At 66.8% G+C, this 15661-nt stretch carries 15 protein-coding genes and 1 tRNA gene; 9 read left to right on the top strand and 7 right to left on the bottom strand.

Features of this window, described 5'->3' with window-relative positions:
• Positions 1–2: 2 nt before the first annotated feature.
• The 3 genes from BMI86_RS19215 to BMI86_RS19225 all read right to left on the bottom strand — a co-directional run bounded on the left by BMI86_RS19215 (position 3) and on the right by BMI86_RS19225 (position 2771).
• Positions 3–77: transfer RNA gene (locus BMI86_RS19215), tRNA-Glu, on the bottom strand.
• A gap of 171 nt (positions 78–248) precedes the next feature.
• Positions 249–1991 carry a single-stranded-DNA-specific exonuclease RecJ gene (gene recJ, locus BMI86_RS19220; protein WP_078542778.1) on the bottom strand — a complete coding sequence of 581 codons (1743 nt, stop codon included), beginning with the start codon at positions 1989–1991 and terminating at the stop codon, positions 249–251.
• Positions 1992–2069: 78 nt separating this feature from the next.
• Entirely contained in the window at positions 2070–2771 is a 702-nt protein-coding gene (locus BMI86_RS19225; protein ID WP_078542779.1) for a DUF599 domain-containing protein, read from the bottom strand.
• Between the two features lie 81 nt (positions 2772–2852).
• Between BMI86_RS19225 and BMI86_RS19230 the strand changes: the two genes are divergently transcribed.
• The 6 genes from BMI86_RS19230 (at position 2853) to BMI86_RS19255 (ending at position 9100) form a co-directional block, all read left to right on the top strand.
• Positions 2853–4286 (top strand): FAD-linked oxidase C-terminal domain-containing protein, encoded by a 1434-nt coding sequence (locus tag BMI86_RS19230; protein WP_078542780.1) that lies wholly within the window; start codon positions 2853–2855, stop codon positions 4284–4286.
• Positions 4287–4360: 74 nt separating this feature from the next.
• Positions 4361–5440: an FAD-binding protein gene (locus tag BMI86_RS19235; RefSeq protein WP_078542781.1), complete on the top strand. Its 1080-nt coding sequence runs from the start codon at positions 4361–4363 to the stop codon at positions 5438–5440.
• The gene (gene glcF, locus BMI86_RS19240) at positions 5440–6717 is read left to right on the top strand and encodes a glycolate oxidase subunit GlcF (protein WP_078542782.1); all 1278 of its coding nucleotides are present in this window, start codon (positions 5440–5442) and stop codon (positions 6715–6717) included. The genes BMI86_RS19235 and glcF overlap by 1 nt, the downstream gene beginning before the upstream one ends.
• A gap of 69 nt (positions 6718–6786) precedes the next feature.
• A complete protein-coding gene (locus BMI86_RS19245; protein WP_078542783.1) occupies positions 6787–7584 on the top strand; it encodes a trypsin-like serine protease in 798 nt (265 codons plus the stop codon).
• Positions 7585–7589: 5 nt separating this feature from the next.
• On the top strand, positions 7590–8483 hold the full coding sequence (locus BMI86_RS19250) for a serine protease (RefSeq protein ID WP_078542784.1): 894 nt from the start codon (positions 7590–7592) through the stop codon (positions 8481–8483).
• A gap of 152 nt (positions 8484–8635) precedes the next feature.
• On the top strand, positions 8636–9100 hold the full coding sequence (locus BMI86_RS19255) for an Hsp20 family protein (RefSeq protein WP_078542785.1): 465 nt from the start codon (positions 8636–8638) through the stop codon (positions 9098–9100).
• 71 nt (positions 9101–9171) lie between these two features.
• Here the strand turns inward: BMI86_RS19255 and BMI86_RS19260 are convergent, their stop codons facing one another.
• Complete coding sequence (locus tag BMI86_RS19260; RefSeq protein ID WP_078542786.1) at positions 9172–9636, bottom strand: hypothetical protein; 465 nt, start codon at positions 9634–9636, stop codon at positions 9172–9174.
• A gap of 87 nt (positions 9637–9723) precedes the next feature.
• Positions 9724–10065, bottom strand: coding sequence for a LysR family transcriptional regulator (locus BMI86_RS19265; RefSeq protein WP_246831773.1), 342 nt, complete (start codon positions 10063–10065; stop codon positions 9724–9726).
• 156 nt (positions 10066–10221) lie between these two features.
• On the opposite strand from BMI86_RS19265, the gene BMI86_RS19270 reads away from it, so the two are divergent.
• The 3 genes from BMI86_RS19270 to BMI86_RS19280 all read left to right on the top strand — a co-directional run bounded on the left by BMI86_RS19270 (position 10222) and on the right by BMI86_RS19280 (position 13134).
• Positions 10222–11412: an MFS transporter gene (locus tag BMI86_RS19270; protein ID WP_078542787.1), complete on the top strand. Its 1191-nt coding sequence runs from the start codon at positions 10222–10224 to the stop codon at positions 11410–11412.
• A 9-nt stretch (positions 11413–11421) separates the two neighbouring features.
• Positions 11422–12036, top strand: coding sequence for a glycosyltransferase family 29 protein (locus BMI86_RS19275; RefSeq protein WP_078542788.1), 615 nt, complete (start codon positions 11422–11424; stop codon positions 12034–12036).
• Between the two features lie 75 nt (positions 12037–12111).
• Positions 12112–13134 carry an aspartate-semialdehyde dehydrogenase gene (locus BMI86_RS19280; RefSeq protein WP_078542789.1) on the top strand — a complete coding sequence of 341 codons (1023 nt, stop codon included), beginning with the start codon at positions 12112–12114 and terminating at the stop codon, positions 13132–13134.
• A 236-nt stretch (positions 13135–13370) separates the two neighbouring features.
• On the opposite strand, the gene BMI86_RS19285 is transcribed toward BMI86_RS19280, so the two are convergent.
• Together BMI86_RS19285 and BMI86_RS19290 are read right to left on the bottom strand one after the other, a co-directional pair.
• Positions 13371–14201 carry an NlpC/P60 family protein gene (locus BMI86_RS19285; protein WP_078542790.1) on the bottom strand — a complete coding sequence of 277 codons (831 nt, stop codon included), beginning with the start codon at positions 14199–14201 and terminating at the stop codon, positions 13371–13373.
• Positions 14198–15634: a leucyl aminopeptidase family protein gene (locus BMI86_RS19290; protein WP_246831774.1), complete on the bottom strand. Its 1437-nt coding sequence runs from the start codon at positions 15632–15634 to the stop codon at positions 14198–14200. The genes BMI86_RS19285 and BMI86_RS19290 overlap by 4 nt, the downstream gene beginning before the upstream one ends.
• Positions 15635–15661 lie beyond the last annotated feature (27 nt).

Genomic DNA, 15661 nt, shown 5'->3' on the forward strand with positions numbered 1-15661 from the left:
AGTGGCAGTCCGTAGGGGAATCGAACCCCTCTTTCCAGGTTGAAAACCTGGCGTCCTAACCGATAGACGAACGGACCACTCTGAACCTTCCGGGCATACCTGCCTAAGGTGGAGCGGTGTTTAGGCCAGAGAACCGTGACTCGCAAGAGGGTAATTGCGGATTTTCGGAAAGTTTTTGCCCCTCCGTTACGGCAGGTTGGAAGCCTTGGAATTACAGTCCTTTTCCGCGTGCGGTGGCGGGGTAGCGGTTACGCTTCGGCGGCGTCTTCGAGGCGCAGCTGCACCTTGTTGCGCCCGCCCCATGTGTTGATCTCCAGCCGCCCGGCGAGGTGGAAGCGCTGCGCGCCCGGCTGGCTCAGCGCGGGGCCGAGCGGGCCGTCGAAGGCGCCGAAGCAGATCGCCTCGATCCGACCGCCCATACCGTCGCCGAAGAGAAAGCGAAGATGGCTTTCCCCGATCCGGCGCGGCCCCATGATTTCCATATCGGCGAAGGCGAAACGCGGGGCGGGGGCGCCCTGGCCGAAGGGGCCTGCGCGGTCGAGTTCTTCGATCAGCTGCGGCGTCGCGGCGCCCGGCATCAGCATCCCGTCGAGGCGCAGGTCGCGCGGTCCGATTTCGCCCGCGCCCTGTTTGGCCAGAAGCTCCGACAGGCGCGCCATCGCGGGCTCCAGCTTGTCTTCCTCGACCGTGAGGCCCGCGGCCATCTTGTGCCCGCCGCCTTTCAGCAGCAGTCCCTCGGCAGCGACGCGTTGGATCGCGGCCCCGATATCGACGCCCGCGACCGAACGGGCCGAGCCTTTGCCGATCCCGTCATCCACGCCGATCACGACGGAGGGGCGGTTCGTCGCCTCTTTCAGCCGCGCGGCCACGATGCCCACGACACCCGGATGCCAGCCCGCTCCCGCCGCCCAGACCAGCGGCGCATTCAGCCCGCGTTCCTCGGCTTGTGTCAGTGCGGCTTCCCGCACGGCGTTCTCGACCTCTCGGCGCTCGGTGTTGAGCTGGTCGAGCCGCTCCGCGATGGATTGCGCCTCATGCGGGTCGGTTGTCGACAGCAGGCGCGCGCCCAGATCGGCCGCCCCGATCCGTCCGCCCGCATTGATCCGAGGGCCGAGCACGAAGCCCAGATGATAGGCGGCGGGCGCGCGGTCGAGCCGCGCCACATCCGACAGCGCCACGAGGCCGGGCCGCTCGCGCCGGGCCATGATCTTGAGGCCCTGACGCACCAGCGCCCGGTTGCAGCCCGTGAGCGGCGCGACATCGGCCACCGTCGCCAGTGCCACGAGATCGAGAAGCGTCATCAGCGGCGGACCTTGTACGCCTTCGTCGCGAAGCTGCCGGTTCGCCTCGACCAGCATCAGGAAGACGACCGAGGCGGCGCAGAGATGGCCCAGCTCGCCGGTCTCGTCCTGCCGGTTCGGGTTCACCACGGCCAGCGCAGGCGGCAGGGTCTCGCCGCCTAGGTGGTGGTCGAGAATGACGACATCGGCGGGTTTCGCGGCGGCCACAGGTTCATGGCTCAGCGTGCCGCAATCGACGCAGACGATCAGCGGATGCTCGGCGCCGAGGCTCTCCATTGCGGGCACGTTCGGCCCGTAGCCCTCGTCGATCCGGTCGGGGATATAGAGCGTCGCCTCGCGCCCCATCGCGCGCAGCCAATTGATCAGCAGCGCCGCCGAGGAACCGCCATCGACGTCGTAATCCGCGAAGACCGCGATCTTCTCGCCGGACTTCACCGCTTTCAGGAACCGCGCGGCTGCCTGCTCCATGTCACGTAAGCTGCGCGGATCGGGGAGCAGGTCGCGGATCGTGGGTTCGAGGAAGCCCTCGCTCTCCTCCGGCGTCACGCCGCGCGCGACGAGGATGCGGGCGAGCGGCAGGGGCAGGCGCGTCTGTTGCGCCATCGCCTCGGCCAGCCGGTCGGCCTCGGGGGTGGGGCCGATCCAGCGGCGGCCTGTCAGGGATTGCTCGACGGAAAGGAAACTGCTCATGCCTTCGGGTGTAGCCAAATCATGCGAGCCCTGCCAGCCACTATGAAGCGGAGCTCGCTCGGGCCGTCATTCGGGCCCTCACTCAGGGATGTCTTGCAGCAGCGCTTGGCGCGAGTCCGAGGCGAATTCACGCCGCCATAGCATCCCCGTCGTGAACAGCGTCGCCGCAATGAGCGCATAGGGTCCCAGCAGCCACGCCAGCGTCGCGAGCGCGAAATAGACCGAGCGCAGCCCGCGATTGAAGCTTTTCGCGGCGTTGATGTTCACCTGCGCCGCCTGCTCGGCGCGCGGATAGGCGAGCGGGTCCTCGGGCTCGTTGGGCACCGCCGCCATTGCGATCGCGGCATAGGAAAACAGCCGGTGCGACCAGACGAATTTCAAAAACGCATTCGCGCCGAACAGAACGGCGGTGAGGATGCGCGCCTCCCAGAGCAGATCGGGGCCGCGCGCGATGTCGAAATCATCGGCGAGATTCGCGAGCGGCTGCGGATTCGCGATCAGCGCCAGCCCGGCACCGATGGCGATCAGCGAAGACGAGGCGAAGAAGGTCGTCGATTGCCGCAGCCCATCCACCATCGCCGAATCGAAGATCCGCGGCTGGCGCGTCACAAGCTGGCGCATCCATTCGCGACGATAACTCTCCATCAACTTGCCCATCGAAGGGCGGGCGGCACTCGGATGTTCGGTCGTCCAGCCGATCACCATCCAGCAGGCGACCAGAAGGGCGAGCGCCGCGAGGTCGAGTGGCCCCAGCGGGCCGATATGAAACGTCGTCATCATATCGACAGTTAGCGCGATGCAGCTTCTCTTGTCACCGGGGCTTATTGGTTATATTTTCTGACCAACCGGGAGGAGTTTGCCATGGAAATGCCCAAGCCGAAGGAGGATCTGCTGGCGCGCAAGCCGCAGATCATCGCCCGCCTGCGCGAGGTTCTGCCTGCGGATGCGGTTATCGACGACCCCAGCGAGACGCGTGCTTATGAGTGCGATGCGCTTTCGGCCTATCGCTGCCAGCCTTTGGGTGTGGTGCTGCCGCGGTCGACGGCGGAGGTCGCGGCGGCGCTGAAGGCCTGCCACGAGCTGGGCGTGCCGGTGGTGCCGCGCGGCGCGGGCACCTCGCTTGCGGGCGGGTCGATGCCGCAGGAGGATTCGGTGGTGCTGGGCCTCGCGCGGATGAATGCCGTGCTCGAGACCGATTACACGAACCGCTTCATCCGGGTCGAGGCGGGGCGCACGAACCTCTCCGTGACCGGCGCAGTGGAAAGCGACGGCTGGTTCTATGCGCCCGATCCCTCGTCGCAGCTCGCCTGCGCGATCTCGGGCAATATCGCGATGAATTCCGGCGGCGCGCATTGCCTGAAATACGGGGTGACCACGAATAACCTCCTTGGCGTGACGCTGGTCACGATGGAGGGCGAGGTGGTCGAGATCGGCGGGCCGTATCTGGACGCGGGCGGGCTCGATCTTCTGGGGCTGATCTGCGGCTCGGAGGGGCAATTGGGCGTCGTGACCGAGGCCACGCTGAAGATCCTGCCCAAGCCCGAAGGCGCGCGGCCCGTGCTGATCGGCTTCAACTCGAACGAAGTCGCGGGCGCCTGCGTCGCCGATATCATCAAGGCGGGTATCCTGCCGGTCGCGATCGAGTTCATGGACCGTCCCTGTATCGTGGCGACCGAGGCCTTCTGCCACGCGGGCTATCCCGATTGCGAGGCGCTGCTGATCGTCGAATGCGAAGGTAGCCCGGCCGAGATCGACGAGCAGATCGGCATGATCCGCCAGATCGCGACCCGTCACGAGCCGGTCGAGTTCCGCGAGGCGCAATCGGCCGACGAGGCCGCGCGGATCTGGCTGGGCCGGAAATCCGCTTTCGGCGCGATGGGGCAGATCAACGATTACATGTGTCTCGACGGGACGATCCCGGTCTCGGAGCTGCCCTTCGTACTGCGCCGGATCGGCGAGCTGTCGAAAGATTACGGGCTCGACGTGGCCAATGTCTTCCACGCGGGCGACGGCAATATGCACCCGCTGATCCTGTATAACGCCAACGAGCCGGGTCAGCAGGAGCAATGCGAAAAGCTGGGCGCGGAGATCCTGAAGCTCTGCGTAGAGGCGGGCGGCTGTCTGACCGGCGAGCATGGCGTGGGCATCGAGAAGCGCGACCTGATGGATGTGCAGTTCGAGCCCGCCGATCTGGAAGCGCAGATGCGGGTGAAGGACGTGTTCGATCCGAAATGGCTTTTGAACCCGGCGAAGGTGTTCCCGCTGGGCGCGAGCGCGAGCCGCCGTGCGAGCTGACGGCCGGGAGGGGCGCTGCCCCGCTCGCTGACGCGAGCCCCCGGGATATTTTTGCCAAGAGGAAGGCAGATTTCATGAGAGTTGAGAGCGAGGCGCAGCTGGCCGAGGCCGTCCGGGATGCGGGTGGCGCGCTGGCCGTGCGCGGAGGCGGCACGCGACCTGTGGGCCGGTGTCTGGGTGAGCCGCTGGAAGTCGGGATTTCTGGGATCACGCTCTATGAGCCGGGCGCGCTGACGCTGGTCGTGGGCGCGGGGACGCCCTTGGCCGAAGTCGAGGCGGCGATTGCTGCCGAGGGCCAGCGCCTGCCCTTCGAGCCCGCGAATTGGGGGCCGGTTCTGGGTGTGCCGGGTACGAGCACCGTGGGCGGTGTCGTGGCGGCGAACGTCTCGGGGCCGCGGCGTGTGCAGGCGGGGGCCTGTCGCGACAGCCTGATCGGGACGCGGTTCGTCGATGGGCGCGGGCAGATCGTGAAGAACGGTGGCCGGGTGATGAAGAACGTCACCGGCTACGATCTGGTTAAGCTGATGGCCGGAAGCTGGGGCACGCTCGGGGTGATGAGCGAGGTGGCCTTCAAGCTGCTGCCAGCAGCCCCGTCTCAGGCGACGGTTGTGATCGACTTGCCCGCAGGGGCCGCGCAGGTGGCTCTGGCGGCGGCTTTGGGCTCGCCCTACGACGTGTCCGGTGCGGGCTGGCTGCCCGGTCACGGTGCGGTGGTGCGGGTCGAGGGGCTGGCCGAATCCGTCGCCTACCGGGCGGAGCAGTTGCGCAAACTGATGGAGCCTTTCGGCCCGGTGCGGGTCGAGGAAGAGGGCTCGGCCGCGATCTGGCAAAGCCTGCGCGATCTGGAGCCGTTTATCGGCAAGGACGGCGATCTGTGGCGGCTTTCGGTGAAGCCGTCGGAGGCCTCCGAGATCGTCGCGCGTCTGGGTGGCGAGGTGCTGCTCGACTGGGGTGGCGGGCTGATCTGGGCGCTTCTGCCCGAAGGCAGCGACGCCCGTGCGTTGGCCTCGCTCTATACCGGCCACGCGACCTGCATGCGCGGCGCGGCGGGCGTGACCTTCGAGCCCGAACCCGCGCCGATCGCCACGCTGACCACCGCGCTGCGTGCGCAATTCGACCCCAAAGGTATTCTGAACCCCGGAAGGATGGGCTGATGCAGACGAATTTTTCGCCCGAACAGCTGAAAGATCCCGGCGTCGCGCGCTCCAACGAGATCCTGCGCGCCTGCGTCCATTGCGGGTTCTGCACCGCGACCTGCCCCTCCTATCAGGTGCTGGGCGACGAGTTGGACAGCCCGCGCGGGCGCATCTACCTGATCAAGGATATGCTGGAGAACGACCGGCCCGCGGATGAGAAGACGGTCAAGCATCTCGATCGTTGTCTGAGCTGTCTGGCGTGCATGACGACCTGCCCCTCGGGCGTACATTACATGCATCTGATCGACCATGCCCGCGCCCATGTCGAGAAAACCTACAAGCGCCCGATGATGGATCGGTTGCTGCGCTGGACGCTGGCGAAGATCGTGCCCTATCCGGGCCGCTTCCGTCTGGCGATGGGCGGGGCGAAACTGGCGAAACCCTTCGCGGGGCTGCTGCCGGACAAGCGTTTACGCGCGATGGTGGGCATGGCGCCCAAGACCATCCCGCCGGTCAGCCGCAATGACGATGCACAGGTCTTCGCCCCGATGGGCGAGAAGAAATACCGCGTGGCGCTGCAGATCGGCTGCGCGCAGCGGGCGCTCAACACCGATATCAACGATGCGACAATCCGGCTGCTGCGGCGGCTGGGCTGCGAGGTGGTGATCCCGAAGAATCTCGGCTGTTGCGGGGCGCTTTCGCATCACATGGGCCGCGAGGACGAGAGCCATTCGCAGGCGGCGCGCAACATCCGTGCCTATCTGAGCGAGGGCGATCTGGATGCGGTGATCATCAATACCTCGGGCTGCGGCACGACGGTGAAGGATTACGGCCATATGTTCCGCAACGATCCGATGGCCGAGGAGGCGGCGAAGGTCGCGGGTCTGGCCTGTGATGTGTCGGAATTCCTCGTGAAAATCGGCCTGCCGGAGGGCAAGGGCGGGATGCGGGTCGCCTATCACGCGGCCTGTTCGCTCCAGCATGGCCAGCAGATCAAATCCGCGCCGAAGGACCTGTTGAAACAGGCAGGCTTCGAGGTGGTCGAGCCTGCCGACAGCCATCTGTGCTGCGGCTCGGCGGGCACCTATAACCTGCTGCAGCCGGAGATTTCCGACGAGTTGAAAAAGCGCAAGGTGGCGACGCTCGAGGCGAAGGAACCGGAAGTGATCGCGGCGGGCAATATCGGCTGCATGGTGCAGATCGGCGGCGGCACCGAGGTGCCCGTCGTCCACACTGTCGAACTTTTGGACTGGGCGACGGGCGGGCCGAAGCCACCGGCGCTTGCACAGGCCTGATCCACGCCACAATCTGGCCGCATCGGGGCGCTACGAAAGGCGAAACGCCCCGCAATCTTCGGAGCCCCGATGCGCCTTCTTGCTCTCGCTCTTGCCTGCCTGACTGCCCTGCCTGTGCTGGCGCGGGCCGAGACGATCACCCACGCGACGCCCTTGCGCGCGCTGGAGACCGGCGACGACACGCGCGGCTGGGAGGCGGTGGGGCGGCTCGATCTGGGGCATGGCAGCTTTTGCACCGGCACGCTGATCGCGCCCGATCTGGTGCTGACGGCGGGGCATTGCCTCTATGACAAGCGCAGCGGCGCGCTGATCGACGCACGCGAGATCGAGTTTCGCGCAGGCTGGCGCAATGGCCGTGCCGAGGCTTATCGAAAAGTGTCGCGCGCGGTGCTGCACCCCTCTTATCACTATGGCGGGCCGGTGGGCGTGAAGCGTTCGGAATTCGATCTGGCGCTGATCAAGCTCGCCCAGCCGATCCGCCTGCCGCAGCTTCAGCCCTTTAAGGTGTCGCGCAGCGCGCCCTATCGCGGCGAGGAAGTGGGCGTTCTGTCCTATGCGCAGGGCCGCTCGGAGGCGCCGTCGCTGCAACGCAATTGTTCGGTGCTGGAACGTGCGGGCGCGACGGTGGTGATGAGCTGCTCGGCCGATTTCGGGGCCTCCGGCTCGCCGGTTTTCAGCTTCGCCAATGGCCGCCCCGAGATCGTCTCGGTGGTCTCCGCCAAGGCCGAGATGGGCGCGCGCCCGGTCTCTATCGGGGCGCTGGCCAGTGGGGTCGCCGATCTGCGGCAGGCCATCGAGAGCCGCGACAACGTCGCCACCACCCGCGAAATTCGCGCGGGCGGGGCAAAATTCATCAAGGCGAAATAAGCGCGATGGGTGTTAAGCGGATCATCTTCGGCGTGGTGGCTCTGGCTCTGCTGGGTGGCATGGGCGAGGCGCAGGAGGCGCGCAATTCCGCGCTCGACCGGCTGTCGCAACGCGCCGATCTCTTCGGCTGGGAGGCCGTGGGCAAGGTCACCATCGGCGCTGACGGCTACTGCACCGGCGTTCTGATCGCGCCCGATCTGGTGCTGACGGCGGGCCATTGTATCTACGACCGGCGCGCCAAAGGGCCGCGAGACCCGGCGACCCTTGGTTTTGCCGCAGCCCAAACCGACGGGGCGGAGGTCGCCGCGCGCCCGGTCGCCGCAATGGTCGCCGATCCCGACTATAACCCGTTTGTGCCGCTCTCGGTGGACACCGTGCGTCACGACGTCGCCCTTCTGCAGCTGTCTACGCCGATCCCGACCTCGGTCGCAGCGCCCTTCCGCGTGGGCGCGGTGCCTGCCGCGGGGGCGGAAGTGTCGGTCGTGTCTTACGCGCAGGGCCGGGCCGATGCGCTGTCCTGGCAAAAGGCGTGCCGCGTGTTCGGGCAGGCCAAGGGGCTGATCGGCTTCGACTGCGATGTCAATCACGGCTCCTCGGGGGCGCCGGTCTTCGACCGCTCGGGGCTCGCCGCAGGCGGGCGGGCGCAGATCGTGTCGTTGGTTTCCTCGGGCTCGCGCAAGAATGGCGTCTCGCGCGCCTACGGGATGGAATTGCCCGCGATCGTCGCGCAGCTGAAATCCGCTCTGCGCAGCGGGCGGGGCCTGATCCGCGCCGTATCCCCCAGCGCCGGCCCCAGCGCCTCCGCCGCGCCGCAGATCCGGCGCACGGAGCCCGCGCAGGGCCAGCCGCGTATCCTGTCCGGCGGGGGCTCAACCGGGGCGAAATTCGTTCGTCCCTAAGGGCTTGGCCCGAAGCGGCGTACCTCTTGAAACGTCGCGAGAGATTTCCCAAATTTATGAGTGCCGGAATGCCTGATGAGGGTTCTGGCGCCCAACTGCCCGGCCCCGCACGGGGCGGGTTTCATAACCATCGCTCAAGAGAGGATGATGATATGCGAAGCTTTGATCTTTCGCCCCTTTACCGCGCCACCGTGGGCTTCGACCGCGTGGCTGATCTGATGGACCGTGCGCTGACCAGCGATCTCGCGCAGCCGACCTATCCGCCCTACAATATCGAGAAGACCGACGAGAATGCCTATCGCATCTCGATCGCCGTCGCGGGCTTCGGATCGGACGAGCTGACCGTCGAGATGAAGGACGGCGCGCTGATCGTGACCGGTCGCAAGGCCGAGGACGATTCCGGCCGCACCTACCTGCATCGTGGCATCGCGACCCGCGCCTTCGAGCGCCGCTTCGCGCTGGCCGATCATGTGAAGGTCACCGGGGCCACCCATGAAGACGGGATGCTCCATCTCGATCTCGTCCGCGAAGTGCCCGAGGCGCTGAAGCCGCGCCGGATCGAGATTGCAGGCCCGACCAGGTCGGAGGCCAAGCAGGTCGAGACGGTCGACGCCTGAGGCATCTACGATCGGTGAAAAATGACGGGCGCGGGGGGTAACTCCCGCGCTTTTTGCTGTCTGGGGGCAGGTCAGGGCGGCGTGAGATCGGTGCCGCCGCGCTGGAACACCATCACATGGTCGCCGCTGCCGGTGAAGGTGACAGCCGTGCCTTCGACCTGCGCCTGCTTCATGTCGAAGAAGAGCTGCGCGAGGCCCGCATCGGCCTTGAACTCCGGCGTCTCCTGCTCGCAGGCGAACGTGGGCGAGGCCGAGGTCGGCCGGATGCCAAGCGCGGGGTAGGGGGCGAACATCACCCCGGTCACGCAGAGGCAATGCCCGCAGACGGCGAAGCGCGAATTCTCTCCGATATAGAAGCGGATCGCCCGCGCGGGCGCCTTGCCGTCCACCGTCGCGAGGTCATAGGCGCGCAGGGTTTCCACCTTGGCGGCAAGCGTCTGCGCGCCGGAGGTGCCGCTCGGCATACAGGCTGCAAGCGCGGCTGCGAGCCCGAGGGTCGCGACGCGCGCGGCAATCTTCTTCGAAAGATCGAACATGGTCTTGGTCCGTTACTGGCGACTGCCAGCAGGATGCGCGAACCTTAGCTCGATGCGCATTGATCCGGCGCAAGGACCTTGGGGACCTCAGTCAGCGACCATCGCGCCGATCAGGGCGATCTCTTCGGTGCCTGCCTCGCGGGCTTTCTCCTCCAGCCGCCGATAGGCTGCGAGGACTGCTTCGCCCTCGGGCGTCAGCGACGCGCCGCCGCCCTTCGCCCCGCCCCGCGCGCGGTCCACCAGCGGTTCCTTGAAACCCGCATTCATCTCTTCGACCAGCGACCACGCACGTTTGTAGCTCATCTTCATCGCGCGCCCCGCCGCAGAGATCGAGCCGTGCTCGGCGATTTCCTCGAGCAGCCGCACCTTGCCGGGGCCCAGCATCGCCTTGTCGAAATAGAGGCGCATCATCAGGCGGGTCAGTTCCATTCGGGCATCCCTCGCGCTCGTCACGTCATGCGTCCCTTATCCTGATCCTGTGCAAGGGCCAAGACAAGGGGGCGGGGGTTAACGAGACAGGGCTCGTGTGCTCTTGCCATTGCCCGCGCCTTGGGCGAGCGTGCGCGCGAAGGAAGGAGCCCCCGCATGTATATCTCGATCGCCTCGCTTGTGGGCGCCTATCTTCTGAGCCAGTTCTACCGCACCTGTCTGGCCGTTCTGACACCCGTTCTGGGCAAGGAAATCGGCGTGACGCCGGGCGATCTCGCCGTGTCTCTGGGGCTTTGGTACGGGGCGTTTGCGCTGATCCAGATCCCGATCGGCGAGGCGCTGGACCGGATCGGGCCGCGCCGCACCGTGGGCGTGCTGATGGCGCTTGGCGGGGGCGGCGGCGCTGCCGTCTTCGCGATGGCGCAGGGGCCGATGGGTATCCACATCGCGATGATCCTGATCGGGGCGGGCTGCGCGCCGGTTCTGGTGGGCAGCTATTTCATCTTCGCGCGCAGCTTCAAGCCGGCGCTATTCGGCACGCTCGCGGCCTCGATGATCGGGGCGGGGAGCCTTGGCAACCTCGCGGGCGCGGCCCCGCTTGCGGCTTCCATCGAGGCTTTCGGCTGGCGTCAGACGCTTTGGGCGCTCTCGGCGCTGACGCTGCTGGTGGCGGCGCTGATCCTGTGGCTTGCGCGCGATCCCGAGCGGGTGGAGCAGCCTTCAGGCCGCCGCGGCACCGCGCTCGACGTGCTGCGCCTGCCGGGTTTCTGGGTGCTGCTACCGCTGACGGTCGCGAATTACACCGCCGCTGCCGGGATCCGCGGCGTCTGGGCGGGCTCCTATCTGGCCGATGTCTTCGGAGCCGATGCGCAACTGATCGGCAAGGTGACGCTGGTGATGGGCCTCGCGATGATCGCGGGCAATTTCGCCTATGGCCCGGCGGACAAGATTTTCGGCAGCCACAAGCGGGTCGCGCTTTACGGCAATGCGGTGCTGGCCGTGGCCTTGGCGGTGCTCTTCGTGCTGCCGGGGCAGTCGCTGTGGTTGGCGACGGTGCTTCTGGCGGCGATCGGCTTCTTCGGCGCGTCCTTCCCGGTGATCATGGCGCATGGCCGCACCTTCTACCCGCCGCATCTGACGGGCCGGGGCGTGACGCTGCACAACATGTTCTCGATCATGGGCGTGGCCGCGATGCAATTCGCCTCTCGGCCCGTGTTCGACGCGGTCTCGGTGGGGCATACGCCCGCGGTGGCCTATGGGCTGCTCTTTGCGTTCTTCCTTGCGCCGCTGATGATCGGGTTGGTTTTCTACGTTTTCGCCCGCGACAGCGGCGATGGCATGAGCTAAACCCATCGCATGACCCGGCTCGGATTTCTGATCAATCGTACGCTGCGGCGCGAGGCCCCGCTGGCCGCGCTCTCCGTTTCGCAAAAGGCGTTGCTGGGCGATCTCGCGAACAAATCCGTGGCGCTGGTCGGCAATGCCCGCGCACTTGCCGAAGGGCAGGCGGGGGCAGAGATCGACGCGCATGACGTGGTGATCCGGATCAACCGCGCGCCGATGCCCTCGGCGACGAGCCACGGCACGCGCACCGACTGGCTGGCGCTTGCGACCTCGCTACCCGAGGCCGAGCGCGCCCGCATCGCCCCTTCGCGCATCCTGTGGATGAGCCATAAGCGCAAGCGGCTCGATTGGCAGACCGCCACGAGCCCCGGTTTCTACCTGCATCCGCTGGACGACTACGAGGGGCTGAAGCTCAAGCTCGGCGCGCAGCCCACCACCGGGGCGATGCTGATCGAGATGCTCCTGCGCTCGGATCTGGCGCGGCTCGACCTCTATGGCTTCGATTTCTTCGCCTCGCTCTCGCTGTCGGGGCGGCGCTCGGCCGACAAGGTGCCGCATGATTTCGCCGCGGAAGCGGAGATGGTTGGTGGGTTTCTCGCCTCCGATCCGCGCATCATTCGGAACTGACTGCGCGTCGAGCCTCTTTCATTTCCTGACGTAAAGCGGTAGGAAGCCGCGTTCTATTCGAGCAAGGAGGTCCTCATGGGCTATAAAGTCGTCGTTGCGGGCGCCACGGGGAACGTGGGCCGCGAAATGCTGAACATCCTGGCCGAGCGCCAGTTCCCGGTCGATGAACTGGTGCCGCTCGCGTCGCGCCGGAGCCTCGGCACAGAGGTCAGCTTTGGCGATCAGACCCTGAAGACTAGAGATATCGAGGGTTTCGATTTCACCGGCTATGACATCGCGCTGTTTGCGATCGGCTCGGACGCCACGAAGAAATACGCGCCTATTGCCGCCAAGCAGGGCTGCGTGGTGATCGATAACTCGTCGCTCTATCGCTATGACCCGGACGTGCCGCTGGTCGTTCCGGAGGTGAACCCGGAAGCCGTCGACGGTTACGCGAAGAAAAACATCATCGCGAACCCGAACTGCTCGACCGCGCAGATGGTCGTTGCGCTCAAGCCGCTGCATGACCGCGCCAAGATCAAGCGCGTCGTGGTCTCGACCTACCAGTCGGTGTCGGGTTCGGGCAAAGCCGCGATCGACGAGCTTTGGGACCAGACCAAGGGCATGTATGTCCCCGGTCAGGAAGTGGAACCGAAGGTCTATCCGAAGCAGATTGCGTTCAACGTGATCCCGCATATCGACGTGTTCCTCGACGACGGCTCCACCAAGGAAGAGTGGAAGATGGTCGCCGAGACGAAGAAGATCGTCGATCCGAAGATCAAGCTGACCGCGACCTGCGTGCGCGTTCCGGTCTTCGTGGGCCATGCCGAAGCGATAAATATCGAGTTTGAGGACTTCCTCGACGAAGACGAAGCGCGCGACATCCTGCGTGAAGCGCCCGGTATCATGGTCGTCGATAAGCGCGAAGATGGCGGCTACATCACCCCGGTCGAATGCGTCGGCGATTTCGCCACCTTCATCTCGCGCATCCGTCAGGACTCGACCATCGAGAACGGCCTGAACCTCTGGTGCGTGTCGGACAACCTGCGCAAGGGCGCGGCCCTGAACGCGGTGCAGATCGCCGAGACGCTGGGCAACCGCGTGCTCAAGAAGGGCTGAGGGTTCGGCCTTTTTGGATTTGGAAGCGCCCGGTCGGAAGATCGGGCGTTTTTCTTTTGGCGGTGTTCTCGGAGACGAGGGGCCGCCCGGGCGACCAGCCCGGGCCGCGCCCGACCCTCCCCCCGGGAGGGCGCATTGGCGAGGTCATCGCGCGCATAACCGTCACTCGGGCTTGCGAGATAAAGCGCCTGGCCACAGGCGGATCGAAGCGCCCACCCAAGGCTCGGGCGCGTCCCTTACCGCGTGACCCGCTTCACCCCCAGATACAGCCCTTCGCCCGCCGCCGCGATCCGCGCCTTGGCGGCCTCGATGCCCTCATAGGCCACGCTCATCGTATGACCGTTGGCATGGATCATCTTCTCGCGATCGCAGGCGAGCGCGACATGGCCTTTCCAGAACAGCAGGTCGCCACGCTGCAGCGGCGCGCCCTCCGGCACCACCTCGCCCATCTCCGCCCATTGCAGGTCGCTGTCGCCCGGCACGGATTGCCCGCACAGCGCGAAACCGATCTGCACCAGACCCGAGCAGTCGATCCCCGCACGGCTGTTGCCGCCCCACAGATAGGGCGTGCCCAGCAGCCGCTCGGCCGCCGCGACGGGATCGTCCTCGGGCCGATCGAGCGCGCGCAGATGCTGGCGCGGCACGAAGCCCTCGGCGGTCACGGCGAACATTCCGTCGTCCCCGGTCACTGACAGATGCGCGCCCATCGAGATCTGCATGACTTCGCCGCGCTTGATCGCCGCCTCGCGATAGACATGCGTGGCGGGCGCGGTCACGACATGGGTGGAAGGTTCGGGCGTGCCGAAGGTATCGGCGGCGATCCAGCCACAATAGCCATCCCATGCGGCCTGCACGAAGGCGAGGCCGTCGCGCTGGTCAATCACAGTCACCGCGGCGCCAAAAAGAAGCTGCCGGTCACGCAAGCTTCCGGGCTCGGGGCAAAGATCGGTCACGGGCACGACGATCCGCGCGGGCATGCCATGGGTGAAGCCTTCCGCCTCGACCTGTCCTCGCAGGGCCTCGAGCGCGAACGCGCCCGAATAGGGCAGGCGGCGACGGTCGGTCATTTCAGCACCTCAGGCAGAGCGGCAAAGATCGCCCGCGCGCCTTGCCCGACCCCGCCTTTCGGTCGGGCGGGGGCGGCGGCGGGTTGCCAGCCGTAGATATCGAAATGGGCAAAACGCTTTGTCTCGGTCACGAAGCGGCGCAGGAACAGCGCCGCGGTGATCGAGCCCGCCATACCGCCCGAGGGCGCGTTATCGAGATCGGCGATGCCGGGTTCGATCTTCGCCTCGTAGGGCGTCCAGAACGGCATCCGCCAGAGCGGATCGGCCACCGCGCCCGAGGCCGTCGCCAAAGCCTGCGCGACGCCCTCGTCATCGGTGTAGAACGGGTGGATGTCCGGCCCCAGAGCGACCCGCGCCGCCCCCGTCAGCGTCGCCATGCAGATCATCAGGTCGGGCGGGGTTTCATCGGCATAGGCCAGCGCGTCGGCCAGCACCAGCCGCCCCTCGGCATCGGTATTGTTGATCTCGACGGTCAGCCCCTTGCGGCTGGTCAGGATGTCGCCGGGGCGGAAACTGTCGCCGCCGACCGAGTTCTCCACCGCCGGGACCAGCACGCGCAGGCGCAGCTTCGCGCCGGTCGCCATGATCATATGGGCCAGGCCCAGAACGGTGGCCGAGCCGCCCATATCCTTCTTCATCAGCCCAATCGAAGCGCCGGGCTTGAGGTTCAGCCCGCCCGTGTCGAAACAGACGCCCTTGCCGACGAGCGTCAGCGCCGGCCCTTCGCGGCCCCAGCTCAGCTCGATCAGCCGCGGCGTGCGCGGGGAGGCGCGGCCCACCGCGTGGATCATCGGGAAGTTCTGAGTCAGAAGGTCGTCGCCCTTGATCACATTGGCCTCTGCGCCGTGACGCTCGGCCAGAAGGCGCGCGGCGGCCTCCAGCTCGTCCGGGCCCATGTCAGAGGCGGGGGTGTTGATCAGGTCACGGGTGAAGGCCTCGCCCTCGGCCACGGCTTCGATCTGCGCCGCGTCCAAGCCCTCCGGGCAGACCAGCCGCGCTTTCGGCGGCGTGGCTTCGGCATAGCGGCCGAACCGATAGCCCGCGAGCAACCAGCCAAGCGCCGTTTCCGCCTTCAACTCTTCAGACAAATCTCCCTCGATCCGCCATGCACCTTCGGGCAGCGCCGAGGCCGCGCGCGTCAGAGAGAACCGCTCGCGCGCCCGTGCCGCGTCAGTCCCGAGGCCCAGAAGCGCCGCCTCCGCACCGTCCGGCCCGGGTAGAAGCGCGACCTGACCTGCGCTCGCCTTGAAGCCCGTCGCTTCGACGAAGGCGCGCTGCGCGGGAGGCAGATCGGCCAGAGCCTGCTCCAATCCTTCGGGCGCAACGGCGATCAGCGCGCGCGCGGGCGCGTCCGCCTCGGCGAAGCGCATCGCGGGGCGCGGGGCGAGAAAGGAAAACTCGGCGGGCACGTTTGCGGTCTTGTCTGCGCTCATGGGGGGCGGCTCCTTGGCTCTGGTGGT

The organism is Thioclava sp. DLFJ5-1, from assembly GCF_002020115.1.
Lineage (GTDB): Bacteria > Pseudomonadota > Alphaproteobacteria > Rhodobacterales > Rhodobacteraceae > Thioclava > Thioclava sediminum.